The organism is Aquitalea pelogenes, assembly GCF_041914625.1.
In the GTDB taxonomy this organism is placed as follows: Bacteria; Pseudomonadota; Gammaproteobacteria; order Burkholderiales; family Chromobacteriaceae; genus Aquitalea; species Aquitalea pelogenes.
Genome location: NZ_JAYSDA010000014.1, coordinates 35,680 through 62,546, shown reverse-complemented (window position 1 = coordinate 62,546; position 26,867 = coordinate 35,680). Strand labels below are relative to the sequence as shown.

Sequence of the window (26,867 nt, the reverse complement as noted above, 5' to 3'; positions counted from 1 at the left end):
TGATGGCTATTGGCAGGAAACAGACAGGAATTGATAAATACTTATTTGATCATAACTTTGCATTGTGAGGCATGGTGAGTGCAAACTGAGCCTGCTGCTTCCATGAGCTCTTGGTGTTCAGGAGATGAGGGTAGAGTCAGGTCTCGGAGGTGACTGCTTAAGACCTGTAGCCGAGTGTGATGGTGTGGGGTGTGCAGTCAAAAATTATTGCTGCTGGTGATGCTATGGAACATCACACAGGAGCAGTACCATGGCATGCCATCCGAACAATTCCAACCTGTCCTTGTACAGTGGCACGTACTATCGCAGCTTACCATTGAACCCCGCTCATGCTCCGTACATTGCGGAGTATCTGGAACAGCTGTATCAGTCCATCCAGTACGCACTGCGTGATTATGCCAAGGTGCTGGCATTCCGACTGGATCTTCATCTTCCGCCAGGCATCATCAGGAGTGAAGGCGAGCTGATTTCTCGTTTCATCGAGTCGTTCGATGCCAAGGTGCAGCACAACCGTAAGAAAGCAAGGCAGCAGAATTCCTCCGCCAACCTGACCAAGGTACGCCAGGTGTGGGCGAAGGAGAATGCCAATGCCTGTCGATCGCACTTCCATCTGGTCATCCTGCTGAACTATTCGGCCTTCAGCACGCTGGGCTACTTTGAACTGGGTCGGGACAACCTGTTTAACAAGTTGGTAGAGGCTTGGTCCAGTGCGCTGCAAGTTTGCATCGAGGATGCGGCAGGGCTGGTGCACATTCCGGTTAACCCAGTGTATTGTCTGGAGCGGGACTCCCCATCTTCCAGTGCCGCGTTTTTCACACGTGCAAGTTCCTGATCCCCACTCCAGTAGGCGACTACAACCCCGACTGGGCGATCTCATTCAAGGAAGGCGCTGTCAAACACGTCTACTTTGTGGCCGAAACCAAGGGCTCGATGTCTAGCATGGAGTTGCGCGAGATCGAGAAAACCAAGATTAAGTGCGCCCGGAGGTTCTTCGACGACATCAACGAGAAGTTCTCCCCGGAGCAGGTCAAGTACGACGTGGTGGACAGCTTCGGCAGGTTGATGGAGTTGGTGAAGTGAGATAGATGAATTGATTGGGTCTCTTTGCGCTAAGGAGCCCAGCATGAGTGAGCAAAAAGCCAACTTACCAAGTTGGCTTTTTTAGTTTCTGTTGGCAAGTTTGCAGTTCACCTACCCGGGTGAAAGTGAGTAGGGCTAGTTCCATCATCAGTGCGGTCTGCTTGTTGCCATCGAAGCTGGCCAGACGCTTGAAAAAGTCTGGTAGGTCATACTGATGCAAGGCACGACTTGGCGTGGATTGTTGAGTGTGCAGGGTCTTGGTGATCGGTGGGCTGTTAGCGTAGCTGGTTGTCACCGCCACAACACATTCTTCGGAAGAAAATTTGAAGAATCTGGCCATAGCTACGTCAAAGAAGAAGCAGGGGGGCTTTCGGTGATGGTAGATGAGCGGTGAGTCGAGAAATGCTAGGAGTCCCCCAGGAAGTCCCCCAGAGGTATTTTTAGTGCCATGACTTAGAGTTAAACTACTCTAAGTGGTTGAATTTATTGGCGCACCCGACAGGGATCGAACCTGTGACCTTCAGCTTCGGAAACTGACACTCTATCCAACTGAGCTACGGGTGCGCTGTGATGTTGCTGCAAAGCAGGGCGGATCATAGCGCAAAGGGCATGCCCGAGTCCAGTGTATGGTTTTTGCCTTGCTTCGCGGCTTACCGTATAATCCCACTCCATCTTAATTGTCATTTTTTTCAGGCGAGGCTCGAATGAGTAATGAGAACGGAATGGCTCCCGGTCAGGTTATCAAGGTCCTGGTTGGCGTCGTTGTTGGTCTGGTAGTGGCAATCTGGTTGCTGGCCAAGCTGGCTACCGGTGGTTACAACGTTGATGCCGAGGTCATGACCAAGGAGGCTGTTGCCGCTCGTCTGAAACCGGTAGGCGAAGCCAAGGTCAGCGATGCACCTCCGGGCATGCGTACCGGCGAGCAGGTATTCAAGGCCATTTGTATTTCCTGTCACGGCCAGGGCCTGGCTGGTTCGCCCAAGTTTGGTGATGCCGGTGCCTGGGGCCCGCGTATTGCCAAGGGTTGGGATGTGCTGACCCAGCATGCGCTGCAAGGCTTCAACGCCATGCCGGCCAAGGGTGGCGCTGCTGACCTGACCGACGATGAAGTAAAACGTGCTGTTGCCTACATGGGTAATGCAGGTGGTGCCAAGTTTACCGAACCGCCGGTTGGTGGCGCTGCTGCTGGCGCTCCGGCTGACCCGGCTGTGGTTGGCAAGAAGATTTACGAAAGCGTTTGCGTTGCCTGCCACGGTAGTGGTGCTGCCGGTGCGCCGAAGTTTGGCGACAAGGCTGCCTGGGCTGAGCGTACCAAGGTTGGTCTGGACGAAGTGGTGAAGATTGCCACCAAGGGCCTGAACGCCATGCCGCCCAAGGGTGGTTTCGGTGGTAGCGATACGGAATTCCGTGCAGCTGTTGAATACATGGTGAATAACGCCAAATAAGCAGAACACTCTGCCAATGAAAAACGCGCTGCTTGCAGCGCGTTTTTTTATGTCTGGATGACAAGAGAGGTTCAGTTATCTGCCGGCTTGGTCTTTTCCGCCAGCATGGCCGAAAGGCTGGCCAGCCGCGATTTGCCTTCGCTCTTGCTGACAATGGGTTCTGCGCCGGGGCGGCCAAAGTGGCGCAGGTCACTGCCGTCGATTTCGGCAATGAAGCGTGATGGTTCGACAAACTGCCATTCGCCCGCACGGCGGCGTTTCACGCAGTAGGAGAGGGTGAGCATGCGCTGGGCGCGGGTGATGCCCACGTACATCAGGCGCCGTTCTTCTTCCACCATGCCGTTATCCACCGATTCGCTGTGCGGCAGAATGCCTTCTTCAGTTCCCACCAGGAAGACATACGGATACTCCAGCCCCTTGGATGCGTGCAGGGTGGACATTTTCACCGCATCCACTTCGCCTTCGTCGCGGCCTTCCAGCATGGTGATCAGGGCGATGGTCTGTGACAGCTCGATCAGGTTCTTTCCATCGGCCTCGCCCTTCTTGGCCAGCCATGCCACCAGCTCCAGCACGTTTTTCCATTTGGTTTCGGCAATGCGCGGGCTGTCCTCGCTGTCATACAGCCAGGCTTCATAGCCGATGGCCTTGACCAGTTCCATGGCCAGTTCGCCAGCCGGTTCACGGATGACACGGTATTGCAGGCGGTTGATGAAGTCGCAGAACTGGCTGAGCGGTTCCAGCTGGGTATTTTGCACTTGTACCCGGAAACCCGGTTCGAAGGCGCTGGCAAACAGGCTTTTGCCGCACTGACCGGCCCAGCCGCCCAGTTTTTCCAGTGTCCCGGCTCCTACACCGCGTTTGGGCGTGGTGACGGCGCGGATGAAGGCCGGGTCGTCATCCGGGTTGGTCAGCAGGCGCAGATAGGCCAGCACGTCCTTGATTTCCGGCTTGTCGAAGAAGCTTTGTCCGCCTGCCATCTGGTAGGGAATGCGCTGGTTGCGCAGCGCCTGTTCGAAAATGCGCGCCTGATAATTGCCACGGTACAGGATGGCGTAGTCCTTGAACTCGGTACGGTATTCAAACTTGTGCGCCAGCAAGCGTTGCACCACCAGTTCGGCCTCGTGTTCTTCGTCCTTGCATTGCACCACGTGGATGGGTTCGCCCAGGCCCAGTTCGCTCCACAGCTGCTTTTCAAACAGCTTGGGATTATTGGAAATTACCGAGTTGGCCGCCCGCAGGATACGCGCGGTGGAGCGGTAGTTCTGCTCCAGCTTGATGATGCGCAGCTGCGGGTAGTCCTGTTGCAGCAGACGCAGGTTTTCCATATTGGCACCGCGCCAGGCGTAGATGGACTGGTCGTCATCGCCCACGGCGGTGAACTGGCCGCGCACCCCGGCCAGCAGCTTCACCATCTGGTACTGGCAGGTGTTGGTATCCTGATATTCGTCGATCAGCAGGTAGTGCAGCTTGCCCTGCCACTTGAGCAGCACTTCCGGGTGGGTCTTGAACAGCTGTACCGGCAGGCGGATGAGATCGTCAAAATCCACCGCCTGATACGCCGTCAGCGTGTCCTGATAGGCCAGATAGGTGCGGGCGCAGATGCTTTCCCATTCGCCTTCTGCCTCAACCAGCATCTGGTCCGGGCTTTTGAGGTCGTTTTTCCATAGCGATATCTGGCTTTGCACCTTGCGCACTTCGTCCTTGTGCGTGCTTTTCAGGATGTCGGCGATGATCTTGCCGGCATCGAAGGCATCAAGAATGGAAAACTGTGGCTTGTAGCCGAGGTGAGTGGCTTCCTGGCGCAGTATCTGCATGCCAAGCGAGTGGAAGGTGGACACGGTAATGCCGCGGATTTCCTGGGCGGTGAGCAGCTTGCCCACCCGTTCCAGCATTTCGCGCGCGGCCTTGTTGGTAAAGGTGATGGCGGCGATATGCCGTGCCGGGATATTGCCGTGGCGGATAAGGTGGGTGATCTTGTAGGTAATCACCCGCGTTTTGCCGGAGCCCGCACCGGCCAGTACCAGCAAGGGACCGTCGAGGTGATGGATTGCTTCGCGTTGCGGCGGATTAAGCTGTGGTGCGGCCATGGGTGGAATTCCGGCAATGAAGGCAGACGCTGGCAGAAACGCTCAGCAGCGTTGCATGGTGGTAACCAAGGTGCTGCATTGTAGCATGCGGTATCATGTGGCTCCCGGCGGCTGGCACCGGCTTGGCCTGTCGCACTGTCCGAGGTGAAGATGGCAACATACGCAATTGGCGACATTCAGGGCTGTTTCGGCCCATTTCAGCAACTGCTGCGGCAGATTGACTTCAATCCCGGCAAGGACACGTTGTGGTTGACCGGCGATTTGGTCAATCGTGGGCCGGAATCCTTGCAGGTGCTGCGCTGGGTATTCCAGCAGCAGGACCGGGTGCAGATTGTATTGGGCAACCACGACCTGCACTTGCTGGCCGTGTCAGAAGGCTTTGGCAAGCTGCACCGCAGCGATACGGTGGAAGACATTCTCAATGCGGCGGATGGCAAGGTATTGCTGGACTGGCTGCGCTGTCAGCCCTTGATGATTGCCGAGCAGGGCTATGCCATGGTGCATGCCGGCCTGTTGCCCGAGTGGAGCATCGACCGGGCACTGCGTCTGGCCGAAGAGGTGGAAGATGGCCTGTCCGGCCCTTACTACCGCGAATTCCTGTCCCGGCTGTATGGCAACAAGCCGGTTCGCTGGTCGGATGAGCTCAAGGGGGCCGAGCGCCTGCGCGTCATCGTCAATGCCATGACCCGCATGCGCTTCATTACCCGTGATGGTGAAATCGACCTCGCCTACAAGGGCGAGCGTGACGGCGCACCGGCCAACCTGATTCCCTGGTTCGAGGCCAAGGGGCGGCGCAGCAGCCATACCCCCATCATCTGCGGTCACTGGTCGGCGCTGGGCTTGCACCTGACCGAGGATGTTCTCGCCATCGACAGCGGCTGCCTGTGGGGCGGCAGCCTTACTGCACTTCGGCTGGAGGACAGGCAGACGTTTTCGCTGCCGTGCCCGGCGTATCGGGAAGTGGCAGCCTGAGCCCGAGGCAGACTTCGCGGAACGCACGTTCCGACAGGGCGAAGCGCGTGGTCAACTCGCCTTCGCCTGCTTTCATCGGCTGACCGTAGGTGAGGGCAACCTCCATCGCCGGCTGCGCCAGAATCAACTTGATGCTTTGCCAGAAGGTGGTGTCACCGGCATAAGCCGGAGCGGTGGTCAGGCTGCCATCCGGCAGTTGATAACGCATGGACACCGGCTGCACCGTGCTGCGCGAAGGCAGGGCGGCTTCAAACAGTGAGGCCTTGAACGGCAGGATGCCACGGCCATCCGAAGTGGTGGCCTCGGGGAACACTGCCATGCAGCTGCCCTTGCCCAGTGCGTCGGCCAAGAGCTGATTCACCCGGCTGGCATCGCGGCGGTTGCTGCGGTCGATGAACAGCGTGCCGCCCGCATTCACCACCCAGCCAATCAGCGGCCAGGAGCGGATTTCACGCTTGGCGACAAAGCGCGAGACCGTGCAGCTGCTGAGCACGAAAATGTCCAGCCAGGACACATGATTGGCCACCAGCAGGGTATTGGGCGGATAAAAGCCGGGGTTCACCCCCTCCACCTTGACCGTGATGCCGAGAATCTTCAGCAAATGACCAGACCAGCGCCGGGTCACCACCGCACGCTCGGCCTGCGCCAGGCGCGGATAGCGGGTGGCAACAATGAAAATGCCCAGGGCAATGTGGCAAACCAGGCGCAGCAAACGGCTGGCGCGGGTGAAATAAGACGTAGAGGCAGTGGACTTCAAGATACGCGGCGCTTCATGTGCGGGTTTGAATGATTTGCCACTCTAGCATGGCTGACACAGCGGGCAATAGTAGGAACTCCGTTGGCCCTGCCGTATCTGATGAATCGGACTGCCACAAGCGCGACAGGGCTGCTCTTGCCGGTCGTAGACATAGTAATCCTGCTGGAAGTAACCCGACTTGCCTTCGGTATTCACAAAATCGCGCAGCGTGCTGCCGCCGGCCTCAATGGCCAGTGCCAGTACCCGCTTGATTTGTGTTGCCAGCCGCTGGCAATCGGCCAGGCTCAGCGCGCTGGCTTCGCGTGCCGGATGAATGCCGGAGTGGAACAGGGATTCGTTGGCGTAGATATTGCCCACGCCCACCACCACGTGGTTGTCCATGATGGCCAGCTTGATGGCGCTATTGCGCTTGCGGATGGCCGCATGCAGCACCGCGCCGTCAAACGCCTCGGACAAGGGTTCCGGGCCCAGCTTTTGCAGCAGCGGATGATGTTCCGGCGGGCCGACATGCCATAGCATGGCACCAAAACGGCGTGGGTCGCGGTAGCGCAGCACGTGGCTGTCCAGCTTCAGGTCGATGTGATCATGTTTTTGCGGCGGCGTATCGGCCGGGACATAACGCAAGCTGCCGGACATGCCCAGGTGGATCAGCAAGGTGCCGCTGTCGAAATGTATGAGCAGGTACTTGGCACGACGCGTGACTGCGCGTACTGTCAAACCGGCAAGGAGACTATCCAGCTGTGGTGGCACCGGCCAGCGCAAGCGCGCCTCGCGTACGATGGCTCCGTGCAGGGTGGCGCCATCCAGATACGGCGCTACGCCGCGGCGGGTGGTTTCGACTTCCGGCAGTTCGGGCATGCTGCTTTCGCTTTCAGGACAAGATTGACTAGATCAAATAACCGAGCGTGCTATTCTACGCGCTCAACCGGCACAGACTCCATGCGAATGAAACCGCTGAATCGACCCCTTTCCCTGCTGCTGGTGCTGCTGTTGTCAGCCTGCACCAGCCTGAAGACGCCAACCCAGGTCAAAACGGCTGCAACTGCTGCCGAGCAAAGCGCGGATGAAGACACTACCGCAGTGGCCGAGGACAATTCCAATTTGCCGCGGGTAGAGCTGACCCCGCAAATCGTCTACGGTGTGCTGGCCAGTGAAATTGCTGCCCAGCGCGGTGCTGCCGCCTCGTCAGCGGTGACCTACCTCGATCTGGCCAGGCAAACGCGCGACCCCCGTCTGGCCCAGCGTGCAGCGGAATTCGCCCTGTTTACCGGCCAGCTGAAAGAAGCGGCCAATGCGCTGGAACTGTGGATGACGCTGGACCCGACATCGCAGATTCCGCGCGAGCAGCTGTTCATTACCATGTTGCGCGCAGGCAAGCTGGCCGAAAGCCAGCCGCTGGTGGAGGACCTGCTCAAACGTGAACCGCAGCGTGCACGCGATGTATTTGTCCAGCTGGCCAGACTCACCGCCCGCCAGGACGACAAGCAAGCGGCTTATACCCTGGTGAAGCGGCTGGCCAGCCAGTATCCCGATTTGCCCGAGGCACGCTTTGCCGTGATTGCCGTCGCTGCCGAAGTGAATGATGACGCCACCATTCAGCAGGAATTCGACCGGCTGGCGAAAATCGCTCCCAAGTGGGACTTGCCGGTTGCCTGGCAAACCGACCGCCTGCGCCGCATCCGGCTGGGGCAGGCCATCGACTTCTTGCAGCAGGAACTGGCACGACGCCCGGATGCCGGGCTGGAGTTACGCATGGCCTATCCGCGCCTGCTGGTGGGGGCCAAGCGCTTCCCCGAGGCCCGCGTCGCGTTTGAGGCCTTGCTCAAGCAAAACCCGGACAATCCCGACCTGCTCTATGCCACCGGCCTGCTGGCCTATCAGCTGCGCGACCTGGACGTTGCCGACCAGCGCCTGAGTGCAGCCCTGCAGCAAAAGCATCCGGAAGCCGACTTCATCCGTTTCAGCCTGGGACAGATTGCCGAAGAGCGGCAGGACAAGGCAGCGGCGCGGCAATGGTACGAAACGGTTGCCAGTGGCCAGCAATACCTGCCAGCCCAGGCCAGGCTGGCGGCACTGGATGCCGAGGCCGGCAAGCTGGATCAGGCCCTGCAAAGACTGGCACCGCTGGGGCAGGGCGAGCAGGAAAAAGTGCAAGTGGCCATGCAGCAGGCCGATCTGGCACGGCATGCCAAGCGTTACGACCTGTCCTATCGCATCCTCAGCCAGGCGCTGGAAAGCTGGCCGCGTTCTCCGGAATTGCTGTATGACCGCGCTCTGGTTTCCGACCAGCTGGGCAATCTGGGCGATGCCGAGCGCGACCTGAAAGCCTTGCTCAAGGAAAAGCCGGACGACACCCAGGCACTCAATGCCCTGGGTTACACCCTCACCAACCGCAGCAACCGTCATCAGGAAGCGCTGGGTTATATCGAGAGGGCGCTCAAGGCTGATCCGGAAAATCCGATGATCCAGGACAGCATGGGCTGGGTACTGTACAAGCTGGGCCGCACCGAAGCCGCGCTCAAGTACCTGCAACGCTCCTACGCTGCGCTGCCGGATAGCGAAGTGGCGGCCCATCTGGGTGAAGTCATGTGGAAGCTGGGTCGCAAGCAAGAGGCCGTCAGCCTGTGGCAGCAAGCGCTGGGCAAGGACCCGGATAATGAAGCCCTGCAAGATGCGCTCAAGCGCTTTCATCAGCCATGAAGCAGCGCCTTGCCCTGATGTGGCTGGCCGGCAGCCTGTTGCTGACCGGCTGCGCCACTGAAACCGTTTTCCGTCCTGCCGCCAGCACGAGCAGCACCGCGCGCGATCAGGCCTTCAATGTCAGTGGCCGTATTTCGGTCAATATGGATGGCAAGGGCTCGGTCGGGCAGTTTGACTGGGCGCATCAGCCGGATGCAGACCAACTGTCCGTGAATAGCCCGCTGGGTACCACCGTGGCCAGGCTGCAGCGCAACCCGGCTGGTGTCAGCCTGCAGGCCGATGGCAAAACCTGGCAAGCCACTGACGTTGAATCACTCACCCAGGATGTACTGGGCTGGACACTGCCGCTGGGCAATCTGGTGTGGTGGATACGCGGCCTGCCGGCCCCGGACGCTCCGTACCAGTTCGCCGCCGATGGCAGCCTGGCGCAACAGGGCTGGACCATCCGCTTTGTCAGTGATGCCGACGTACCTTCCCTTTACCCGAAGCGGGTGGACATGCAGCGCGACCGCCTCACCGTCCGCCTGTTGCCGCAAAGCTGGCATTGAAGCCGCGCCCCGATTTCACGTATTCACCGAATCTGCTTTCGTATGAACCAAACATTCCATTCCTATCCTGCTCCGGCCAAACTCAACCTGCTGCTGCATATCGTCGGCAAGCGCGCTGACGGTTATCACCTGCTGGAGACAGTATTCCGCTTCATCGACTTCAGCGACACGGTGGAACTGTCCGTACGCGACGATGGGCAGATCGTGCTGCTTAACCCGATTGACGGTGTTGAACCCGAGCAGGACCTTACCGTGCGTGCGGCGCGTTTGCTGCAACAAGCCAGTGGCGCTACCCAGGGAGCCAGCATTCGTCTGACCAAACGCATCCCGATGGGCGGTGGATTGGGGGGCGGAAGTTCGGATGCCGCCACTGTTTTGCTGGCGCTGAATCATTTGTGGCAGACAAATCTGTCGCGTGAAAAATTGATGGAGCTGGGTTTGCAGCTGGGAGCAGACGTTCCGGTGTTTATTTTCGGCAAGAATGCGCTGGCTACCGGAATTGGCGAAAAACTGAATGAAATCAATCTCAAACCGGCTTGGTATGTTGTAATTCATCCCGGGGTACATGTACCAACTGCAGAAATATTTAAGAAATTTGCAGGAAGAGTGTTGACAGAGGAAGGCAGCATCAGCATAATGCGAATCCTCGAAACAACGCAGCAACGACGAAACGAGCTGCAGCAAGTTGTTTCAGGGTTGTACCCGGCGGTGAATGAAGTACTGAGCGAGTTGAAAAAATATGGTTCGCCGCTGATGACTGGTTCCGGAGCATGTGTGTTCCTTGAGTGCCAGTCGAAGGAAGAAGCCGATAAAGTTTATCAGGCAATGTCCGGAAAATATAAGGGATTTGTTGCAGAAGGGCTGAATAGCCACCCCTTGTTGGACATTGTTTAAAAGTTTATTGGGGAGTCGCCAAGTGGTAAGGCACCGGATTTTGATTCCGGCATTCGTAGGTTCGATCCCTACCTCCCCAGCCAAGACTTTCTCTCAATAAGAGAGAGCATGAAAAAAGCGTGTAAGAATCCCTTACACGCTTTTTCTTTATCCTGCTAAGGCAAATGGAATCATGGCGTCATACGACAGTTTGATGGTATTTACCGGGACCGCTAACCCGGAACTCGCTCAAAACGTAGTCAAGCATCTGGATATCTCCCTGGGCCGTGCCGATGTCGGCAAGTTCAGCGATGGCGAAGTTGCTGTCGAACTGCTGGAGAATGTCCGCGGACGCGACGTGTTCATCCTGCAGTCCACCTGTGCTCCCACCAATGACAACCTGATGGAAATCCTGACCATGGCCGACGCGCTCAAGCGTGCTTCTGCCGGCCGGATCACCGCAGCCATTCCGTACTTTGGCTACGCCCGTCAGGACCGTCGTCCGCGTTCCGCCCGTGTGCCGATTTCCGCCAAGCTGGTGGCCAACATGCTGACCAGTGCCGGTATCGACCGCGTGCTGACCGTCGACCTGCATGCTGACCAGATCCAGGGCTTCTTCGACATCCCGGTAGACAACGTTTACGCCACCCCGGTACTGCTCAAGGACATCCGTTCCCAGCGCATCGACGACCTGATCGTGGTCAGCCCGGACGTGGGCGGTGTGGTACGTGCCCGTGCCATGGCCAAGGCGCTGAACACCGATCTGGCAATCATCGACAAGCGTCGTCCCAAGGCCAATGTGGCCGAGGTGATGAACATCATCGGTGATGTATCCGGTCGCACCTGTCTGATCGTGGATGACATGATCGACACCGCCAATACCCTGTGCAAGGCCGCTTCTGCGCTGAAAGAGCGCGGTGCCCAGCGCGTACTGGCCTATGCCACCCATGCGATTTTCTCCGGCCAGGCCGTGGATCGCATCAAGAATTCCGACATCGACATGGTCGTTGTCACTGACACCATTCCGTTGACTGCACAGGCCCTGGCCTGCCCGAACATCCGGGTTGCCAGCATCGCCGGCCTGCTGGCCGAGACGCTGCGCCGCATCAACAACGAGGAATCGGTGTCCTACCTCTTCAATGAGGAACTGGTTTCGTCGGGCGCTTGCCTGCCGTAACATCAGGCCCGCTGGTCGCGGCGGGGCTGGTGCCTTTAACTTGAAATACTGGAGTATTACATGTCTTACGAACTGATCGCCGCCAAGCGCGAAGAGATGGGTACTGGTGCGAGCCGCCGCCTGCGTCACGCTGGCAAACTGCCGGCCGTGGTATACGGCAATGGCGCTGCTGAGTCCATCGTTCTGGACCACAACACCATTTTTTACGCACTGAAGGAAGAGGCTTTCCACTCTGCGATCCTGGATCTGGTTATCGACGGCCAGAAGCAAGCTGTCATCCTGCGTGACTTCCAGAACCACCCGTACAAACAGCAAGTTCTGCACATTGATTTCCAACGTGTTGACCTGAGCCAGAAAGTACACGTAAAGATTCAACTGCACTTCGTTAACGCCGACCAATCGGAAGCCGTTAAGCTGCAAGGCGCCAAGATCAGCCACATCATCAATGAAGTGGAAGTTCGCGCTCTGCCGGGCGACCTGCCGAAGTTCATCGAAGTTGACCTGTCCGCCATCAAGGCTGGCGAAGCTGTTCACCTGTCCGACCTGAAACTGCCGGCTGGTGTTGAAATCACCGCTCTGGTACGTGGTGAAGACGCCGCTATCGCTCTGGCCAACGCCTAAGCACTAGTGTTTGTCTGAACAAGGGCTCGTTGTGAGGCTTAGGCCTGCAGCGGGCCTTTTTACTGGAAAATCCGATCATGTCCTCCATTCGCATGATTGTCGGTCTGGGTAACCCCGGGCCGGAATATGAAAGAACCCGTCATAACGCCGGTTTCTGGCTGCTGGACGAGCTGTGCTGGAAATACAAGGGCAACTGGCGGACAGAAGGCAAGTTTCACGGTGATATTGCCCGTGTTGCGATAGAAGGTCAGGATATCTGGCTGCTCAAGCCGATGACCTTCATGAACCTGTCCGGGCAGGCGGTACTGGCGCTGGCGCATTTCTACAAGATTCTGCCTGATGAAATCCTGGTGGTGCATGACGAGCTGGACCTGCCGCCGGGTACGGCCCGCCTGAAGCAGGGCGGTGGCCATGGCGGTCATAACGGCCTGAAAGACATCGCGGCCCGTCTGGGTTCTCCCGCTTTCTGGCGTTTGCGTCTAGGCATCGGCCATCCGGGCGACCGCAACGAAGTGGCGAATTTTGTGCTGAAAAAGCCGCGTGCCGAAGAACAGAGCGCCATCGACGACGCCGTGCTCAAGGCACAGACCTACCTGCCGCTGGCCATTGCCGGCAACATGGCGATGGCGATGAAAGAGCTGCATACTGCAGCCAAGTGATTTCACGGGCCGGACCACATGCCGGCCTGCATCTTAGTGAACCTAATCAAGGAATGCTGACATGAGTCTGAAGTGCGGTATTGTTGGCCTGCCCAATGTTGGCAAGTCCACCCTGTTCAATGCGCTGACCAAGGCCGGTATCGAGGCCGCCAACTATCCTTTCTGCACCATCGAGCCCAATGTGGGCATCGTGGAAGTGCCGGACCCGCGTCTGGCCGAGCTGGCCAAGATCATCAACCCGCAAAAAATCCAGCCTGCCATCGTCGAGTTTGTTGACATCGCCGGTCTGGTAGCCGGTGCCTCCAAGGGTGAAGGCCTGGGTAACCAGTTCCTGGCCAACATTCGCGAAACCGACGCCATCGTCAATGTGGTGCGCTGCTTTGACGACGACAACATCGTGCACGTGGCCGGCAAGGTAGACCCGATTGCCGACATCGAAACCATCGGCACCGAACTGGCGCTGGCCGACCTCTCCTCGGTAGAAAAAGCCATGCAGCGCGAAGGCAAGAAAGCCAAGTCCGGTGACAAGGACGCCCGCGCACTGATCGCCGTACTGGAAAAGCTGGTGCCGCATCTGGACCAGGGCCAGCCGGTGCGCTCGCTGGACCTGTCCGACGAAGAAAAGGCCATCCTCAAGCCGCTGTGCCTGCTCACCATCAAGCCTGCCATGTACGTGGCCAACGTGTCGGAAGACGGCTTCAGCAACAACCCCTACCTGGACAAGCTGCAGGCACTGGGCGAGCGTGAAGGCGCGCCGGTGGTTGCCCTGTGTGCGGCCATCGAAAGCGAAATTGCCGACCTGGACGATGCCGACAAGGCTGAATTCCTGGCCGAAATGGGCCTGGAAGAGCCGGGTCTGGACCGCCTGATCCGCGCCGGTTACAAGCTGCTGGGCCTGCAAACCTACTTCACCGCCGGTGTGAAGGAAGTACGCGCCTGGACCATCCACGTGGGCGACACCGCTCCGCAGGCTGCCGGTGTGATCCACACCGACTTCGAACGCGGCTTCATCCGTGCGCAAACCATTGCCTACAATGACTTCATCACCCTGGGTGGCGAAGCCAAGGCCAAGGAAGCCGGCAAGATGCGTTCCGAAGGCAAGGAATACGTGGTACAGGATGGTGACGTGATGAACTTCCTGTTCAACGTCTGATCAGCCTCACCCACGCCCAATGAAAAACGCCCCCGGATGCCAAGTCCGGGGGCGTTTTGTTTGGCTGGCGTCTAACGGCCCCGGTTGGCGCAGCGGATGATGGCAAGGTCGCCGTGCTGGCGCAGGCAGTAGCGCAGGTCAAGCCGGGGGCCGGGCAGGCGCATGTGGCCTTGGCCTGCTTTGGCTTCCGGTGACGATGCCGGTGCCGCCGTGGCAGCAGGGGCAGCAGCAGGGGCTGGTGCTGTGCTGGCCGGTACAGGTGCTGTGCTGGCCTGCTGCTCGGCCGCTGTCGGCATGGCCGGCGCAGCTTCCGGCGCTGGTGCAACTGGTGCGGGCCTGTTGTTCATCCCCGACATGAGGCCCGGCAGGTTCAGCGGCTGGCCATTGGCTTTTACCCCGTTGCGATCAATCAGCAGGCTGCTGCTGATGACCTTGCCATCGTTCTTGATCAGCCCCTGCGTTTGCCATTGGGTCAGCATCATCTCGGCTTGTGCCTTGGCCTGGCTGGAAGGGGCCAGGGCGTCGAGCAGGCTGCGCTCGACCGCCAGGCTGGCTTTCAGCGTGCTGCGCTGCTGGCCTTGTGCAGCAAGCCAGGGCAGGGTGATGTCGGCGGCCTTGACGCCGCTGCCATCAAAGCCGATGGAGAAACTGCCCTGGATCGTGCCCTTGGGCATGTGCAGTGACAGGCGTTGCAGATTGAAGGACGGGGATTGTGCCAGGAAGGCACCCATGTGCTTGTAGACCAGCGCCATGGATGCCTGATGCATGGCGGCGGGATTGTTGCGCAGGTCGGCACGGCTGGCCAGTGCCATGGTGTCGGCTTGCCAGGCAAGCAAGGCCTGCTTGTTGAGGTTGGTGTAGCTGAAGTCGAGGTCGATATTGTCCTGCTCCTGCGCGGGCAGGCCGGGAGGGGATAGCTTGAGGCTGTCCAGATGAGTCAGGTAGCTGATATCGAAATTGCCACCCTTGTCATCCAGTTTGATCTCCATGCGGCTTGGGCCCACCTGGGCCAGCGGCGTGGCACCAGCCAGCAGGCTGGCACCGCCCAGTTGCTGCTTCATTTGTGAGGCCCATGCGGCATCGGGCTGATTGAAAGCGCTCACCTGGCCATTGAGCTTCAGATCATTCATGCGCAGGACCAGGCCATTATTGCCACTGTTGGCGGCGAGGAAGCTGAAGGTGGGCAGTGTGAAGTCGTAGCTGACCGGCTCGCCTTCTTTGGTGTGGGCCTTGCCTTCGATGCTGAAGGTGAAGGTACCGGCCGCCGTGTTGACGATGACGTCATGGCCGGCAAGATGGCTTTCATTGCTGCCATCGGTCTTGCGGATGCTTTCCAGCGTCAGCGGCAGGGGCAGGCCTGGTTTGCCTTGTTCATCCACTGGCGTGAAGCTGATGTCGGTGCGGGACCAGCGGATGAAAGGCAGCGGCAACTGCTTGATCTTGTAGTCCAGCTGAATCACCTGTACCTGGCTGCCGATGGGCAGCTTCAGTTGCACCCTGGCGGTGGAGGTGAACCAGCCACGGTCGAACTGTTGCAGGCTGAGCATGGAACCACCAGCCTTGTCGGCCATCGTGGCAAAGTCACTGCGCATTTTTTCTTCATAGCGCATGCCGACAATGCCGGGGGCAATGGCACACCATCCCGCCACCACGAGGCCTGCTAGCGCTGCGCTTATCTTGATTGCCTTCATTGCATCTCCCTGTGGCGCTGAATGACATACGCCTATCGCTGACATGTTTGCCAGACTATCAGGGGAAGGAAGGCCGCACCAGCCCGCTTTTGCATTGCCGGCAGCACATGCCGGGGAACATCCGGGTGTCCATGCCCTGGCATTCCGGGCAAAATGGAGCGCTTGTCGCCGGACAATCCCCGGCTGATCCATCTTGGGGCCGTTCATGTTTCATTTTTCGCAGCCTTTACCGCTACCCCTGCTGGCACTGATTGCCGCAGCCGGCCTGTATGCCGGCATCCAGAATGCGCTGGCGGGAGGCGGCTCCTTCATTACCTTTCCCGCCTTGCTGCTGGTAGGGCTCAACCCGCTGGCGGCCAATATGAGCAGCACCATTGCGCTGTTTCCCAGCCAGATCACCTCGGCGCTGGCCGGGCGCAAGCTGGTGGGTGGCGTGGGGCCGGTGCCGTTTCGTCATCTGTTTGTTGTCAGCCTGATTGGCGGCGTACTGGGTGCCTTGCTGCTGCTCTCCACCCCGGTCAGCATCTTTACCCGGCTGGTGCCGTGGCTGGTGCTGTTTGCAACCAGCGTGTTTGCCTGGGGCAGTTTCCGTCGCAAGCCGGTGGTGGACCCAGATGCGCCTCCACGGCACTTGCCCACCCCGCTGTTGCTGCTGATTCAGGGTGCAATTGCGGTGTATGGCGGCTATTTTGGTGGCGGTATCGGTTTCCTGATGCTGGCGGCACTCACCATTGCCGGCCAGCAGGTGCGTATGGCCACTGCCACCAAGAACGCACTGGCCATGACCATGAATGCATCGGCAGTGGCCATTTTCGCCATGTCGCCACAAATCAACTGGGCTGCGGTGCTGGCCTTGGGGGCTGGCGGCATTGCCGGTGGCGTGGTGGGCGGCTGGCTGATGCACCGTTTGCCGGAGCGCCAGTTGCGCGCCTTTGTGGTGGTGGTGGGAACCGCACTGACAATATGGCTGTTTATCCGCTGAGGCTGGAGTATGCTGGCGACTTCTGTCCCCGCCAGCCCGTTACGGTCTGCCACCTGGTTGGCGGAAGGTTTCTGTTTTCATAATCTGATGGATGATCTGTAATGAAAAAAATCCTGTGTGCGTCCCTGTTTGCCGCTTTTGCCAGCCATGCCATGGCTGCTGACCTGCTGGATACCGTCAAGCAGCGCGGTACCCTGAAAATTGCCGTGGAAGGCACTTACCCGCCCTTCACCTTCAAGGATGCCCAGCAGAACCTGACCGGTTTTGATGTGGAAGTGGCCACCGAAGTGGCCAAGCGTCTGAAGGTGAAGCCGGAATTCACCACCGGCGAGTGGAGTGGTCTGCTGGCTGGCCTGCAGGCAGGCAAGTTTGACGTGGTGGTCAACCAGGTGGGCATTACCGACAAGCGCAAGGAAACCTTCGACTTTTCCCAGCCCTACACCTTCTCCAGTGCCCAGCTGATCGTCCGCAAGAACGAGACGCGCGTATTCAAGTCGCTGGACGACCTGAAAGGCAAGAAAGTGGGCGTGGGCCAGGGCAGCAACTACGCTGACATGGTCAAGGCAGTGAACGGTATCGAGGTGAAGGTATACCCGTCTGCGCCGGAAAACCTGCAAGACCTGGCCTCTGGTCGGATTGACGCGGCACTCAACGACAGCCTGCTGATTCCGTTTGCCATCAAGCAAGCCAAGCTGCCGCTGAAGGCTGGTCATCCGGTAGGCGATGTCACCACCATGGGCATTCCGTTTGCCAAGAACAACCCCAAGTTCAAGCAGGCGGTGGACAAGGCACTGAATGACATGAAGGCCGATGGCAGCTTCAAGAAGATTTCGGTGAAGTGGTTCGGTATCGATGTGTCCAAGGCACCGACCGCCGCCAAGTAAGCAGGACTGGCCCCGTGCGGCCATCGTGTTTTGCCTTCAGTACCATTAGAATGTGCTGATTGCTGCGCCCCTGCCGGTCAGGGGCGCAAGTGTTTCTGAATGGGGATAAAAACATGGAGTGGGCAGATCTGATTGCGGCGGCCCTGCCGGTAATGCTGAAAGGGGCGCTGTACACGCTGATGTTTGCCGTGGTGGCCATGGTGCTGGGCTTGCTGCTGGGCTTCGTGGTGGCCTTGCTGCGGGTGGGCAAGGTGCCGGTGCTATCGCAGCTGGTGGCTTTTTACGTCAGCGCCATGCGCGGCACGCCCTTGCTGGTGCAGATTTTTGTGATCTATTACGGCTTGCCCGGCATTGGTATCGAACTGGACCCGGTACCGGCAGGCATCATCGCCCTGACCTTGAATGTGGCGGCTTATCTGTCGGAAAGCCTGCGTGGCGGCATTGCCGGGGTGGAGCGTGGCCAATGGGATGCCGGGCTGTCGCTGGGTTTCAGCTGGTGGCAGACCATGCGCTACATCGTGGCACCGCAGGCTTTGCGCCTGTCCGTGCCCAGCCTGTCCAATTCGCTGATCAGCCTGATCAAGGACACCTCGCTGGTGTCGGTCATTACCGTGACCGAGCTGATGCTGGCCACCAAGGAAGTGATTGCCCAGACCTTTCAGCCGCTGCCGCTCTATCTGGGTGCTGCGGCACTGTACTGGGTAATGAGTGCCAGCTTCGAGCGCCTGCAAAAGCGGGTGGAGCGCAAGCTGGACATGGCACATCAGCGCTGAATGCGCTACTGGGCAATAAAAATCCCCGCACAAGGCGGGGATTTTCATGACTGGCCTGTCACTCAGGCGTGGCGGTACATGCTTTCTATCAAGGCCTGACAGCGCTGGCTGATGACCTTGCGGCGCAGCTTCAGTGTGGGAGCCAGTTCGCCGGCGTCCACACACCAGGGCTTGTCCAGCAGGGCAAACTTCTTGATGTGCTCCCAGCTGCCAAAGTGGCGGTTGAAGCGCTTGATCTCGCGTTCTATCAGTTCCACGATGCGCGGATGCAGCCGCATTTCACTATGGCTGGTATAGGTGATGCCCTGTTCCTGGCACCATTCCTGCAGCTTTTCATACAGCGGCACAATCAGCGCGGCAGCGAATTTCTGGCCATCGCCGACCACCATGATCTGGTCGATATAGGCCGATTCCTTCAGCTTGTTTTCCAGCAACTGCGGCGCGATGTACTTGCCATTGCTGGTCTTGAACATTTCCTTCTTGCGGTCGGTAATGCGCAGATAGCCCTGTTCCAGCACGCCGATGTCCCCGGTATGCAGCCAGCCCTGTTGCAGGGTTTCGGCAGTGAGTTCCGGCTCGCGGTAATAGCCCACCATCACATTGGGGCCGCGCACCAGGATTTCGCCATCTTCAGCCAGTTTCAGTTCCACCCCTTGCAGAGCGATGCCGACGCTGCCAATGCGTACCTTGTCTGGCGAAAAGGGATTGGCAGTGATCACCGGCGCGGCTTCCGTCATGCCATAGCCTTCGGCCACAGCAATGCCGCTGGCCCATAGCAGCCGAGCCAGACGCGGTTGCAAGGCAGCAGAGCCCACATTCACCCAGCGTAACTCGCCACCCATGGCTGCGCGCCATTTGCGGTATACCAGACGGTCGGCAATGGCATGCCGGATGGCGGCCAGACCGCGTGGCGGCTGGTTCGGTTCGTAGGCTTCGGCCTGTGCCAGTGCCCACAGATAGAAGCGGCGTTGCCAGCCCTTGAGCGTGGCAGCCCTGGCGTGCAGCTTTTCATGCACTTTCTCCAGCACGCGGGGAACCGCGCTGAAGGTGTGCGGGCGGACTTCGGCCAGGCTGCCGGACAGCGCCTCGACGCTGGAAAAATACACGCCGCTGCCGGTCAGCAGGTAATACAGCACGCCGGCGCGCTCGAAAATGTGCGACAGCGGTAAAAAGCTCAGCGCCCGGCACTGGCCGGCGGGCAGGCGGGTATGATCTGCCGTGGCGGTGACGGTGCTGACCACATTGCGGTGGGACAGCATCACGCCCTTGGCGCGGCCGGTGGTACCGGAGGTATAGATGATGGTGAACACATCATCCGGCTGGATGCTGTTACGCAGCAGCGCCAGTTGCTGCAGCTTGCCCAGGCGTCCGGCATCGCGCAGCGCCGTCCAGCATGGCAGGCCGTCTAGCGGTTTGAGCCCATAGCAAGGGCAGGGACGGCCACAGAGCGCCTGTTCCAGCTTGCGCTGCAATGCGCTGCTGCCGACAAACGCCAGCTTGACCGCGGCATGCTCCAGGATATAGCGTGCATCTTCCAGCGTGCAGGTAGGGTAGAGCGGTACGCTGATGGCACCGATCTGCTGCAGGGCAAAGTCGACAATCACCCATTCGGGGCAGTTGTCGGCAGCAATGGCCACGGTATCGCCACGCTGAATGCCTTGTTGCAACAAACCCAGGCTGAGTGCATTGACAGCCTCCATCACGGTGCTGCTGCTCATGGATTGCCACTTTCCGTCGACTTTGCCACTCAGGCAATCTGGCCGCGGCAGGCTTTCCAATTGATGAAAGAGGATGTCAAAAGCGCGTTCTAGCTTCATTCGTACAAATGTTTGATTCAAGGACGGCGCAAATTAGCCCTATTCCCTTTCGGTGTAAAGAAAATTGCGGTCTGTTTTTGGGAATAATCAATAAATTGCCGGTAAAGTGCCGGTTTCAGTCATGATCGTGCAGTTATTCATGCCATTGGTATTGCTTGGTCGTCGGGCGCTAACTGTCGTCCTGATCAGGGTGTCACTGGCACAGGACCACCAGGAACAATAATGAAATTTGCCACCAAGACCATCCATTCCGGCTATGACAGCAGCCAGCACTGCAAGTCGGTCATGCCCCCCATTTATCAAACCTCGGCCTTTGAATTTGCCGAAGTCGGCGAGCAACTGCCATTTGCCTATGCCCGCACCGGTACGCCTACTCGCGCTGCGCTGGAAAGCTGCCTCGCCAGTCTGGAAAACGCCAGGCACGGCCTGGCTTTTGCCAGCGGCATGGCTGCCATTGATGCCGTACTGCGCGCCACGCTGAAACCGGGTGACGAAGTGATTGCCGTGGCCGACCTCTACGGTGGCGCTTATCGCCTGCTCACCAAGGTGATGGCACCGGCCGGTATCACGGTGACTTTTGTCGACCTGACCGACCCGGCCAATTTGCAGCAAGCCATCAGCGCGCGCACCAAGCTGCTGTGGCTGGAGTCGCCCACCAATCCGCTGCTGAACCTGGTGGACATCACCGCCTTGTCTGCCATGGCGCACCAGCATGGCGCGGTGGTGGCGGTGGACAGCACCTTTGCCACGCCGTATCTGCAGAACCCCATCGACCTGGGCGCTGACATCGTGGTGCATTCCGCCACCAAATACCTGGGCGGCCATTCCGACGTATTGCTGGGACTGGTGGCGGTCAGCGACGACAAGCTGTTTGCCGACATCAAGTTCATCCAGAACTCGGCCGGTGGCGTGCCGGGGCCGCAGGATTGCTTCCTCACCCTGCGCGGCATCAAGACCCTGCACCTGCGCATGGACCGCCACTGCGACAATGCCGAACAAGTAGCGGCCTTCCTGCAGGGCCATCCCAAGGTGGAAAAAGTATTCTTCCCCGGCTTTGCCGACCACCCTGGCCATGACATCGCCAAACAGCAGATGCGTCGCTTTGGCGGCATCGTCACCATCTGGCTGAAGGAAGACACCCGTGCCGAAGCCAGCCGGGTGGCCAGCAAGCTGCAGCTGTTTGCACTGGCCGAATCGCTGGGTGGGGTGGAATCGCTGGTCAACCACAGCTACACCATGTCGCACGGCGGTATGCCACCGGAACAGAAAGCTGCACTGGGCATCCGTGAAGGCGGCCTGCGCCTGTCCATCGGCGTGGAAGATATCGAAGACATTCTGGCGGATCTGGCACAGGCACTGGCCGATTAAGCCGTCAAGATGTGAAACGGGCTGCGCGGCAAGCCGGGTCTGGCTTGTTGCGGCGGCCCTGATGCGGTAAATTACCTGAGTAAATTACTAAGGTATTGCTCATGAGCGCCCCCGCAGCAGAAAAATACACCACCCAGACCATTCTTTCCTTGCAGCACTGGAGTGAAAAGCTGTTCAGCTTTCGCCTGAGCCGCCCTGAATCCTGGCGTTTTGTCCCCGGCCAGTTTGCCCGGCTGGGCCTGCCGCTGGAAAACGGCGGCATGGTGTGGCGGGCTTATTCCATGACTTCCGCCAGTTGGGACGAGCATCTGGAGTTTTTCTCCATCGTGGTGCCGGACGGGCTGTTCACCTCGCGCCTGGCGCGTTTGCAGGTGGGTGACACGGTATTGCTGGACAACAAGGCCAACGGTTTCTTCACCGTGGACCGTCTGCCCGATGGCGATGACCTGTGGCTGCTGGCCACCGGTACGGGTCTGGCACCCTATCTGTCCATCCTGCAGCAGCCCGAGGTATGGCAGCGTTTTGCCCATATCGTGCTGGTGCACTGTGTGCGTGAGGTCAGCGAACTGGCCTACCGCAGCGAAATTGACGCACTGCGCCAGCACCCCTTGTGGGCGGAGTGGGGCGACCGGCTGCACTATGTGCCGGTGGTAACTCGTCAGGCCGAACCGGGCATGTTGCAACAGCGCATCCCCGCCTTGCTGGCCAGCGGTGAGCTGGCCGAGGCGACCGGACTACCGCTGACAGTGGAGCGTTCGCGCTTCATGATCTGTGGCAATCCGGCCATGGTGGAGGACACCCACCGCCAGCTGATGAAAATGGGCTTCCGTCTGAGCCGGCTGAGCGCTCCTGGCCATCTGGTGCTGGAGAACGGCTGGTAAGCCAAAACAAAAAAGCCCCACTGCAGTGGGGCTTTTGACTTGATGGTTCGCGTTTACTTGACGCAATCCACGCAGTACACCTTGCGGCCTTCCACATCGGTGGCCACCAGGCCGTGCACGTCGGTCTCGAAGCCCGGCAGTTCGCGGTTGAAGGCCTGGGCAAAGCGCAGGTAGTCAACAATGGTCTTGTTGAAACGCTCGCCCGGAATCAGCAGCGGGATACCCGGCGGGTACGGGGTCAGCAGCACGGCGGTGACGCGGCCTTCCAGCTGGTCTACCGGCACGCGTTCGATCTCGCGGTGCGCCATCTTGGCAAAGGCATCGGCCGGACGCATGGCCGGCTCCATCTCGGACAGATAGATCTCGGTGGTCAGGCGGGCGATGTCGTGCTTGGTGTACAGCGCATGAATGCGCTGGCACAGGTCGCGCAGGCCCACGCGTTCGTACTGCGGGTAGCGCGAGACAAAGTCCGGCATGGCGCGCCACAGCGGCTGGTTCTTGTCGAAGTCGTCCTTGAACTGCTGCAGCAGCGAAATCAGCGTGTTCCAGCGGCCCTTGGTAATGCCGATGGTGAACATGATGAAGAAGCTGTACAGGCCGGTTTTTTCCACCACCACACCGTGTTCGGTCAGGTACTTGGTGACGATGGCGGCTGGAATGCCCATTTCTTCGAAGCTGCCGTCCACGTCCAGACCCGGGGTCAGTACGGTGGCCTTGATCGGGTCCAGCAGGTTGAAGCCTTCTTCGATGCCGGCAAAACCGTGCCAGTGCGCGCCGGGTTTCAGTTCCCAGTCCACCGGGTCGCAGATGCCGTCGTCGGACAGCTCGTCCGGGCCCCATACGCTGAACCACCAGTCGTTGCCGTATTCCTCGTCCACCTTGCGCATGGCGCGACGGAAGTCCAGTGCTTCCACCAGCGATTCTTCCACCAGTGCCTGGCCGCCCGGCTGTTCCATCATGGCGGCTGCCACGTCGCAGCTGGCAATAATGGAATATTGCGGGCTGGTGGAGGTGTGCATCAGATAGGCCTCGTTGAACCAGGCGGTATCCAGCTGACGGTTTTGCGGGTCCTGCACCAGAATCTGCGAGGCCTGGCTGATACCGGCCAGCAGCTTGTGGGTGGACTGGGTGGAGAAGATCAGGCTGTCCTTGCAGCGCGGACGGCCTTCGCCAATGGCGTGGAAGTCGCCATAGAAGTCATGGAAGCTGGCGTGCGGCAGCCAGGCTTCGTCAAAGTGCAGCGTGTCCACTTCGCCATCCAGCAGGCCCTTGATCTCTTCCACGTTGTACAGGATGCCATCGTAGGTGGACTGGGTGATGGTGAGGATGCGCGGCTTGAGCTTGGGGTTCTTTTCCAGTGCTTCGCGGGCAAAGGGGTTGGCCAGAATCTTCTTCTTGATGCTTTCCAGCTGGAATTCCGACTTGGGAATCGGGCCGATGATGCCGTAGTGATTGCGCGTGGGCATCAGGAATACCGGAATGGCACCGGTCATCATGATGGCGTGCAGGTTGGACTTGTGGCAGTTGCGGTCCACCAGCACGATGTCACCGGCTGCCACGCAGCTGTGCCAAACGATCTTGTTGGAAGTAGAGGTGCCGTTGGTGACGAAGAACAGGTGGTCGGCATTGAAAATGCGCGCTGCATTGCGTTCCGAGGCGGCAATCGGGCCGGTGTGGTCCAGCAGCTGGCCCAGTTCGTCCACCGCATTGCACACGTCGGCGCGCAGCATGTTTTCGCCAAAAAACTGGTGGAACATCTGGCCGACCGGGCTCTTCAGGAAGGCCACGCCACCGGAGTGACCGGGGCAGTGCCAGGAGTAGGAGCCATCGTGGGCGTAGTCCACCAGCGCGCGGAAAAACGGCGGGGCCAGGCTGTCCAGGTAGCTCTTGGATTCGCGGATGATATGGCGCGCCACGAATTCCGGCGTGTCTTCGTGCATGTGGATGAAACCATGCAGCTCGCGCAGGATGTCGTTGGGAATATGGCGCGCGGTACGGGTTTCGCCATACAGGTATACCGGGATGTCCGGGTTACGGCGGCGGATTTCCGCCACAAAGCTGTACAGCTGGCCCAGGGCGTTTTCCGATGCGTCGTCGGTCTGGAACTCTTCGTCGTCGATGGACAGGATGAAACCGGCTGCCCGGCTTTGCTGCTGGGCAAAAGAGGTGAGGTCACCATAGCTGGTGTAACCAATCACACTCATGCCTTCGGCCTCCATGGCTGCTGCCAGTTCGCGGATGCCGGAGCCGCTGGTGTTTTCCGAGCGGAAGTCCTCGTCGATGATGACGATGGGGAAGTGAAAACGCATACCTGAGTCCTTGTCGGTCAAAACTCGGACACCACAGCCGGGGATGGCCATTCAGGAAGGCAGCCCTTGCCATGGGCAAGGACACTACCGTGCACCTGTAACGCCTGTCGGCCCGCAGCTTGCTGCAGTGTCACTCGGTGCGCGTTGGGGCGCAGTCGCCGGGTTGGCGAGGCTGGCCTTGAGGCGCGTAAAAACGGGGCGCTTTGCGCCGCGGTGCGCACGAAAACCGGGGTGCATCCTGCAGGCTGACGTGGAGTGGCCGCAGATCCCCGGCTTCCTTAGGGAGCACGATGAGCGTGCGTCCTTCACGTCGGCCGGCTTGGAGAACATCCCAAGAAAGCGCGCATTGTAGTCCTTTTACCGTGCTTGTGTTGCAAGGCAATATCAGAGAGTGAAAATATTCTGCAGGTTTGATCAAATATCCTGCTGAAATCCTTGTCTGGCAAGGCTTTCAGCAGGACGCAGCAGGCTTAAAGGATTGTTTTAAGACGGTTTAGCCCGCAGGCGGGACTGGCGGTTTGAGATTATTTTTTGTCTCGGCCAACTGTTGTTTTTTTTCATTGCGCCGCCGATACAGGCCCAGCGCCTTCAACACGATGGCGCCACCGCTCAGGGTGAGCAGGAAAACCAGCGGGCCGGCCACCAGCCAGGGAAACAGGGCGGCCAGTACGGCAAAGCCCAGCAGGCTCAGGCCGATGGTGAGAAAGGCGGTGGCTTCGCTGCTGTCTATGCTGCGGGTACCGCGCACCACGGCACCCAGTGCATCGCCAATGCGCGCGGCCTGCCGGGCGGCCGCACTGGCCCCACTGCGCGCTGCATGCCCGGCACTGGGAAACAGGAAGGAGACTTGCTGGCGCTGGCGCGGGTGGGTCAACACCGGCGTGCGCTTGTGACCGCTGAGCACTACTTCGGTGGATTGTTCCAGATCCTGCAAAAAGCGGGCGGCCAGTTCGCCAGCCACGCATTCGTCCTCGATGGCGACATCGATTTCGCGATTGGCCAGCCAGCTGGAAATGTTCAGGTTGGTTGAACCGATGCGCGCCCAGCGGCCATCTGCCACGGCCGTCTTGGCATGAATCATCGGGCCGTTCCACTCGAATACCCGCACGCCGGATTCCAGTAGTGGCCGGTACATGGTGCGCGACACGGTGGCAATCCAGCGGATGTCGCTGGAGCGGGGCACCAGCAGCCGCACATCCACGCCATCGCGCGCCGCCTGTTTCAGCGCGGATAGATAGGTGCTGGTACCCATGAAATAGGCATCGGTCAGCCACAGGGTACGGCGGGCAAAGCTGGCAATCAGCAAATCCAGCCGCATCATGTGGGCGGTGGACGGGGTGGTGGCAATCAGGCGGGCGGCAATGGTGCCGCTGTCCGGGATCGGGGTGGGAAAATCCAGCCAGTGCGCGTCCAGCGCCGGGCCACAACTGGCCCAGCTGTCCGCAAACGCTGCCATGGCCTCGCTCAGCAGCGGGCCACGCAAGGACAGGCCGGTGTCGCGCCACGGGGCAATGCCGTCTTGCGGCCGGCCTTCCCAGCTGGAGCTGATGCACAAGCCGGAAATGAAGGCTTCCTGCCGGTCCACCACGATCAGCTTGCGATGATTGCGCCCCAGCAGGCTCAGGCCGCCAGTCAGCGTGGGAGGATTGTAGGCCCGCACCTCGACCCCGGCGGCCAGCAGCGGGCGGAAAAAGCCGGTGAGCCATGGCCGCCAGCTGCCCAGCCAGTCATAAAGCAGGCATACCTTGACGCCAGCCGCGGCCTTGTCGGCCAGCAACTGGCGGATTTCACGGCCAAACGCGTCGTTGGCCACGATATACATCTCGATGAACACCGACTCTTCTGCTGCGGCAATGGCCTGTTTCCAGGCCGGAAAGTTGTCCGTGCTGTCGTACAGCAGCCTGACCAGATTGCCGGCAATCAGCGGTGCTCCGGCCGAACGCGAGAAGGCCTGGTCGGCCAGCTGGCGCACGAAATCCTGAGCGGGGGCTGTAGTGCTGTCGCTACGCATGGTGAGTGATGTATGTTGTCCTACAATATTCATTAATTGGCGGTTTTGGCCATTTTGGATTTGCCAGTCGTGCACCAGA

General features: G+C 59.5%; 24 protein-coding genes and 2 tRNA genes. 17 read left to right on the top strand and 9 right to left on the bottom strand.

Translation table 11 applies throughout. From position 1 onward, the window contains the following. Positions 1-250 precede the first annotated feature (250 nt). Both ACE3SE_RS12575 and ACE3SE_RS12570 read left to right on the top strand, forming a co-directional pair. Positions 251-832, top strand: a complete 582-nt coding sequence (locus tag ACE3SE_RS12575) for a YagK/YfjJ domain-containing protein (RefSeq protein ID WP_374555717.1) — start codon at positions 251-253, stop codon at positions 830-832. After that, positions 772-1,080: a restriction endonuclease gene (locus tag ACE3SE_RS12570; protein ID WP_374555715.1), complete on the top strand. Its 309-nt coding sequence runs from the start codon at positions 772-774 to the stop codon at positions 1,078-1,080. Before ACE3SE_RS12575 ends, ACE3SE_RS12570 begins: the two co-directional genes overlap by 61 nt. A gap of 64 nt (positions 1,081-1,144) precedes the next feature. On the opposite strand, the gene ACE3SE_RS12565 is transcribed toward ACE3SE_RS12570, so the two are convergent. Next, positions 1,145-1,420 carry a hypothetical protein gene (locus tag ACE3SE_RS12565; RefSeq protein ID WP_374555713.1) on the bottom strand — a complete coding sequence of 92 codons (276 nt, stop codon included), beginning with the start codon at positions 1,418-1,420 and terminating at the stop codon, positions 1,145-1,147. A 147-nt stretch (positions 1,421-1,567) separates the two neighbouring features. Continuing rightward, positions 1,568-1,644: transfer RNA gene (locus ACE3SE_RS12560), tRNA-Arg, on the bottom strand. Positions 1,645-1,784: 140 nt separating this feature from the next. On the opposite strand from ACE3SE_RS12560, the gene ACE3SE_RS12555 reads away from it, so the two are divergent. After that, positions 1,785-2,525 (top strand): c-type cytochrome, encoded by a 741-nt coding sequence (locus tag ACE3SE_RS12555; protein WP_045846698.1) that lies wholly within the window; start codon positions 1,785-1,787, stop codon positions 2,523-2,525. Positions 2,526-2,596: 71 nt separating this feature from the next. Here the strand turns inward: ACE3SE_RS12555 and ACE3SE_RS12550 are convergent, their stop codons facing one another. Continuing rightward, positions 2,597-4,612, bottom strand: coding sequence for a UvrD-helicase domain-containing protein (locus ACE3SE_RS12550; RefSeq protein WP_374555711.1), 2,016 nt, complete (start codon positions 4,610-4,612; stop codon positions 2,597-2,599). A 150-nt stretch (positions 4,613-4,762) separates the two neighbouring features. Between ACE3SE_RS12550 and ACE3SE_RS12545 the strand changes: the two genes are divergently transcribed. Continuing rightward, positions 4,763-5,584 carry a symmetrical bis(5'-nucleosyl)-tetraphosphatase gene (locus ACE3SE_RS12545; protein WP_045846696.1) on the top strand — a complete coding sequence of 274 codons (822 nt, stop codon included), beginning with the start codon at positions 4,763-4,765 and terminating at the stop codon, positions 5,582-5,584. Here ACE3SE_RS12545 and ACE3SE_RS12540 read toward each other — a convergent pair. Then, a complete protein-coding gene (locus ACE3SE_RS12540) occupies positions 5,511-6,341 on the bottom strand; it encodes a lysophospholipid acyltransferase family protein (protein ID WP_045846695.1) in 831 nt (276 codons plus the stop codon). The genes ACE3SE_RS12545 and ACE3SE_RS12540 overlap by 74 nt on opposite strands. Positions 6,342-6,383: 42 nt before the next feature. After that, complete coding sequence (gene mutM, locus ACE3SE_RS12535; RefSeq protein ID WP_374555709.1) at positions 6,384-7,199, bottom strand: bifunctional DNA-formamidopyrimidine glycosylase/DNA-(apurinic or apyrimidinic site) lyase; 816 nt, start codon at positions 7,197-7,199, stop codon at positions 6,384-6,386. 87 nt (positions 7,200-7,286) lie between these two features. On the opposite strand from mutM, the gene ACE3SE_RS12530 reads away from it, so the two are divergent. The 8 genes from ACE3SE_RS12530 (at position 7,287) to ychF (ending at position 14,072) form a co-directional block, all read left to right on the top strand. Beyond that, entirely contained in the window at positions 7,287-9,041 is a 1,755-nt protein-coding gene (locus tag ACE3SE_RS12530) for a tetratricopeptide repeat protein (RefSeq protein ID WP_239689517.1), read from the top strand. Continuing rightward, complete coding sequence (lolB, locus tag ACE3SE_RS12525) at positions 9,038-9,589, top strand: lipoprotein insertase outer membrane protein LolB (protein WP_374555707.1); 552 nt, start codon at positions 9,038-9,040, stop codon at positions 9,587-9,589. Before ACE3SE_RS12530 ends, lolB begins: the two co-directional genes overlap by 4 nt. Before the next feature lie 42 nt (positions 9,590-9,631). Further along, a complete protein-coding gene (gene ispE / locus ACE3SE_RS12520) occupies positions 9,632-10,483 on the top strand; it encodes a 4-(cytidine 5'-diphospho)-2-C-methyl-D-erythritol kinase (protein ID WP_374555705.1) in 852 nt (283 codons plus the stop codon). Between the two features lie 8 nt (positions 10,484-10,491). Beyond that, a tRNA-Gln gene (locus ACE3SE_RS12515) sits at positions 10,492-10,566 on the top strand. An 89-nt stretch (positions 10,567-10,655) separates the two neighbouring features. Then, positions 10,656-11,639, top strand: a complete 984-nt coding sequence (locus ACE3SE_RS12510; RefSeq protein ID WP_045846690.1) for a ribose-phosphate pyrophosphokinase — start codon at positions 10,656-10,658, stop codon at positions 11,637-11,639. 60 nt (positions 11,640-11,699) lie between these two features. Continuing rightward, entirely contained in the window at positions 11,700-12,260 is a 561-nt protein-coding gene (locus ACE3SE_RS12505; RefSeq protein ID WP_045846689.1) for a 50S ribosomal protein L25/general stress protein Ctc, read from the top strand. A 74-nt stretch (positions 12,261-12,334) separates the two neighbouring features. After that, positions 12,335-12,919: an aminoacyl-tRNA hydrolase gene (gene pth, locus ACE3SE_RS12500; RefSeq protein ID WP_197077171.1), complete on the top strand. Its 585-nt coding sequence runs from the start codon at positions 12,335-12,337 to the stop codon at positions 12,917-12,919. A 61-nt stretch (positions 12,920-12,980) separates the two neighbouring features. Further along, positions 12,981-14,072 carry a redox-regulated ATPase YchF gene (gene ychF / locus ACE3SE_RS12495; RefSeq protein WP_062788843.1) on the top strand — a complete coding sequence of 364 codons (1,092 nt, stop codon included), beginning with the start codon at positions 12,981-12,983 and terminating at the stop codon, positions 14,070-14,072. A 71-nt stretch (positions 14,073-14,143) separates the two neighbouring features. Here the strand turns inward: ychF and ACE3SE_RS12490 are convergent, their stop codons facing one another. Then, a complete protein-coding gene (locus ACE3SE_RS12490; protein WP_374555702.1) occupies positions 14,144-15,763 on the bottom strand; it encodes a DUF945 family protein in 1,620 nt (539 codons plus the stop codon). A gap of 205 nt (positions 15,764-15,968) precedes the next feature. Between ACE3SE_RS12490 and ACE3SE_RS12485 the strand changes: the two genes are divergently transcribed. From ACE3SE_RS12485 to ACE3SE_RS12475, 3 genes are all read left to right on the top strand, one after another. Continuing rightward, positions 15,969-16,745: a sulfite exporter TauE/SafE family protein gene (locus tag ACE3SE_RS12485; RefSeq protein ID WP_374555700.1), complete on the top strand. Its 777-nt coding sequence runs from the start codon at positions 15,969-15,971 to the stop codon at positions 16,743-16,745. A 101-nt stretch (positions 16,746-16,846) separates the two neighbouring features. Next, entirely contained in the window at positions 16,847-17,629 is a 783-nt protein-coding gene (locus ACE3SE_RS12480) for a transporter substrate-binding domain-containing protein (RefSeq protein ID WP_045846684.1), read from the top strand. A gap of 113 nt (positions 17,630-17,742) precedes the next feature. Beyond that, a complete protein-coding gene (locus tag ACE3SE_RS12475) occupies positions 17,743-18,402 on the top strand; it encodes an amino acid ABC transporter permease (RefSeq protein WP_062788883.1) in 660 nt (219 codons plus the stop codon). 62 nt (positions 18,403-18,464) lie between these two features. On the opposite strand, the gene ACE3SE_RS12470 is transcribed toward ACE3SE_RS12475, so the two are convergent. Further along, positions 18,465-20,120 (bottom strand): AMP-dependent synthetase/ligase, encoded by a 1,656-nt coding sequence (locus ACE3SE_RS12470; protein ID WP_374555697.1) that lies wholly within the window; start codon positions 20,118-20,120, stop codon positions 18,465-18,467. Between the two features lie 321 nt (positions 20,121-20,441). Between ACE3SE_RS12470 and ACE3SE_RS12465 the strand changes: the two genes are divergently transcribed. Together ACE3SE_RS12465 and ACE3SE_RS12460 are read left to right on the top strand one after the other, a co-directional pair. Further along, positions 20,442-21,587: a trans-sulfuration enzyme family protein gene (locus tag ACE3SE_RS12465; protein ID WP_374555695.1), complete on the top strand. Its 1,146-nt coding sequence runs from the start codon at positions 20,442-20,444 to the stop codon at positions 21,585-21,587. Positions 21,588-21,688: 101 nt separating this feature from the next. Next, complete coding sequence (locus tag ACE3SE_RS12460) at positions 21,689-22,468, top strand: ferredoxin--NADP reductase (protein WP_062788833.1); 780 nt, start codon at positions 21,689-21,691, stop codon at positions 22,466-22,468. A gap of 53 nt (positions 22,469-22,521) precedes the next feature. On the opposite strand, the gene ACE3SE_RS12455 is transcribed toward ACE3SE_RS12460, so the two are convergent. Beyond that, positions 22,522-24,777, bottom strand: a complete 2,256-nt coding sequence (locus tag ACE3SE_RS12455; RefSeq protein ID WP_045846677.1) for an arginine/lysine/ornithine decarboxylase — start codon at positions 24,775-24,777, stop codon at positions 22,522-22,524. 493 nt (positions 24,778-25,270) lie between these two features. Beyond that, entirely contained in the window at positions 25,271-26,821 is a 1,551-nt protein-coding gene (locus tag ACE3SE_RS12450) for a phospholipase D-like domain-containing protein (RefSeq protein WP_374555693.1), read from the bottom strand. Positions 26,822-26,867 lie beyond the last annotated feature (46 nt).

What these genes read in the sequence shown, in the direction of transcription:
- ACE3SE_RS12575 (WP_374555717.1), top strand. Translation starts at nt 251, where the DNA reads ATGGCATGCCATCCGAACAATTCCAACCTGTCCTTGTACAGTGGCACG.
- ACE3SE_RS12565 (WP_374555713.1), bottom strand. Translation starts at nt 1,420, where the DNA reads ATGGCCAGATTCTTCAAATTTTCTTCCGAAGAATGTGTTGTGGCGGTG.
- ACE3SE_RS12555 (WP_045846698.1), top strand. Translation starts at nt 1,785, where the DNA reads ATGAGTAATGAGAACGGAATGGCTCCCGGTCAGGTTATCAAGGTCCTG.
- ACE3SE_RS12550 (WP_374555711.1), bottom strand. Translation starts at nt 4,612, where the DNA reads ATGGCCGCACCACAGCTTAATCCGCCGCAACGCGAAGCAATCCATCAC.
- ACE3SE_RS12545 (WP_045846696.1), top strand. Translation starts at nt 4,763, where the DNA reads ATGGCAACATACGCAATTGGCGACATTCAGGGCTGTTTCGGCCCATTT.
- mutM (WP_374555709.1), bottom strand. Translation starts at nt 7,199, where the DNA reads ATGCCCGAACTGCCGGAAGTCGAAACCACCCGCCGCGGCGTAGCGCCG.
- ACE3SE_RS12530 (WP_239689517.1), top strand. Translation starts at nt 7,287, where the DNA reads ATGAAACCGCTGAATCGACCCCTTTCCCTGCTGCTGGTGCTGCTGTTG.
- lolB (WP_374555707.1), top strand. Translation starts at nt 9,038, where the DNA reads ATGAAGCAGCGCCTTGCCCTGATGTGGCTGGCCGGCAGCCTGTTGCTG.
- ispE (WP_374555705.1), top strand. Translation starts at nt 9,632, where the DNA reads ATGAACCAAACATTCCATTCCTATCCTGCTCCGGCCAAACTCAACCTG.
- ACE3SE_RS12510 (WP_045846690.1), top strand. Translation starts at nt 10,656, where the DNA reads ATGGCGTCATACGACAGTTTGATGGTATTTACCGGGACCGCTAACCCG.
- ACE3SE_RS12505 (WP_045846689.1), top strand. Translation starts at nt 11,700, where the DNA reads ATGTCTTACGAACTGATCGCCGCCAAGCGCGAAGAGATGGGTACTGGT.
- ychF (WP_062788843.1), top strand. Translation starts at nt 12,981, where the DNA reads ATGAGTCTGAAGTGCGGTATTGTTGGCCTGCCCAATGTTGGCAAGTCC.
- ACE3SE_RS12490 (WP_374555702.1), bottom strand. Translation starts at nt 15,763, where the DNA reads ATGAAGGCAATCAAGATAAGCGCAGCGCTAGCAGGCCTCGTGGTGGCG.
- ACE3SE_RS12485 (WP_374555700.1), top strand. Translation starts at nt 15,969, where the DNA reads ATGTTTCATTTTTCGCAGCCTTTACCGCTACCCCTGCTGGCACTGATT.
- ACE3SE_RS12480 (WP_045846684.1), top strand. Translation starts at nt 16,847, where the DNA reads ATGAAAAAAATCCTGTGTGCGTCCCTGTTTGCCGCTTTTGCCAGCCAT.
- ACE3SE_RS12475 (WP_062788883.1), top strand. Translation starts at nt 17,743, where the DNA reads ATGGAGTGGGCAGATCTGATTGCGGCGGCCCTGCCGGTAATGCTGAAA.
- ACE3SE_RS12470 (WP_374555697.1), bottom strand. Translation starts at nt 20,120, where the DNA reads ATGAGCAGCAGCACCGTGATGGAGGCTGTCAATGCACTCAGCCTGGGT.
- ACE3SE_RS12465 (WP_374555695.1), top strand. Translation starts at nt 20,442, where the DNA reads ATGAAATTTGCCACCAAGACCATCCATTCCGGCTATGACAGCAGCCAG.
- ACE3SE_RS12460 (WP_062788833.1), top strand. Translation starts at nt 21,689, where the DNA reads ATGAGCGCCCCCGCAGCAGAAAAATACACCACCCAGACCATTCTTTCC.
- ACE3SE_RS12455 (WP_045846677.1), bottom strand. Translation starts at nt 24,777, where the DNA reads ATGCGTTTTCACTTCCCCATCGTCATCATCGACGAGGACTTCCGCTCG.
- ACE3SE_RS12450 (WP_374555693.1), bottom strand. Translation starts at nt 26,821, where the DNA reads ATGAATATTGTAGGACAACATACATCACTCACCATGCGTAGCGACAGC.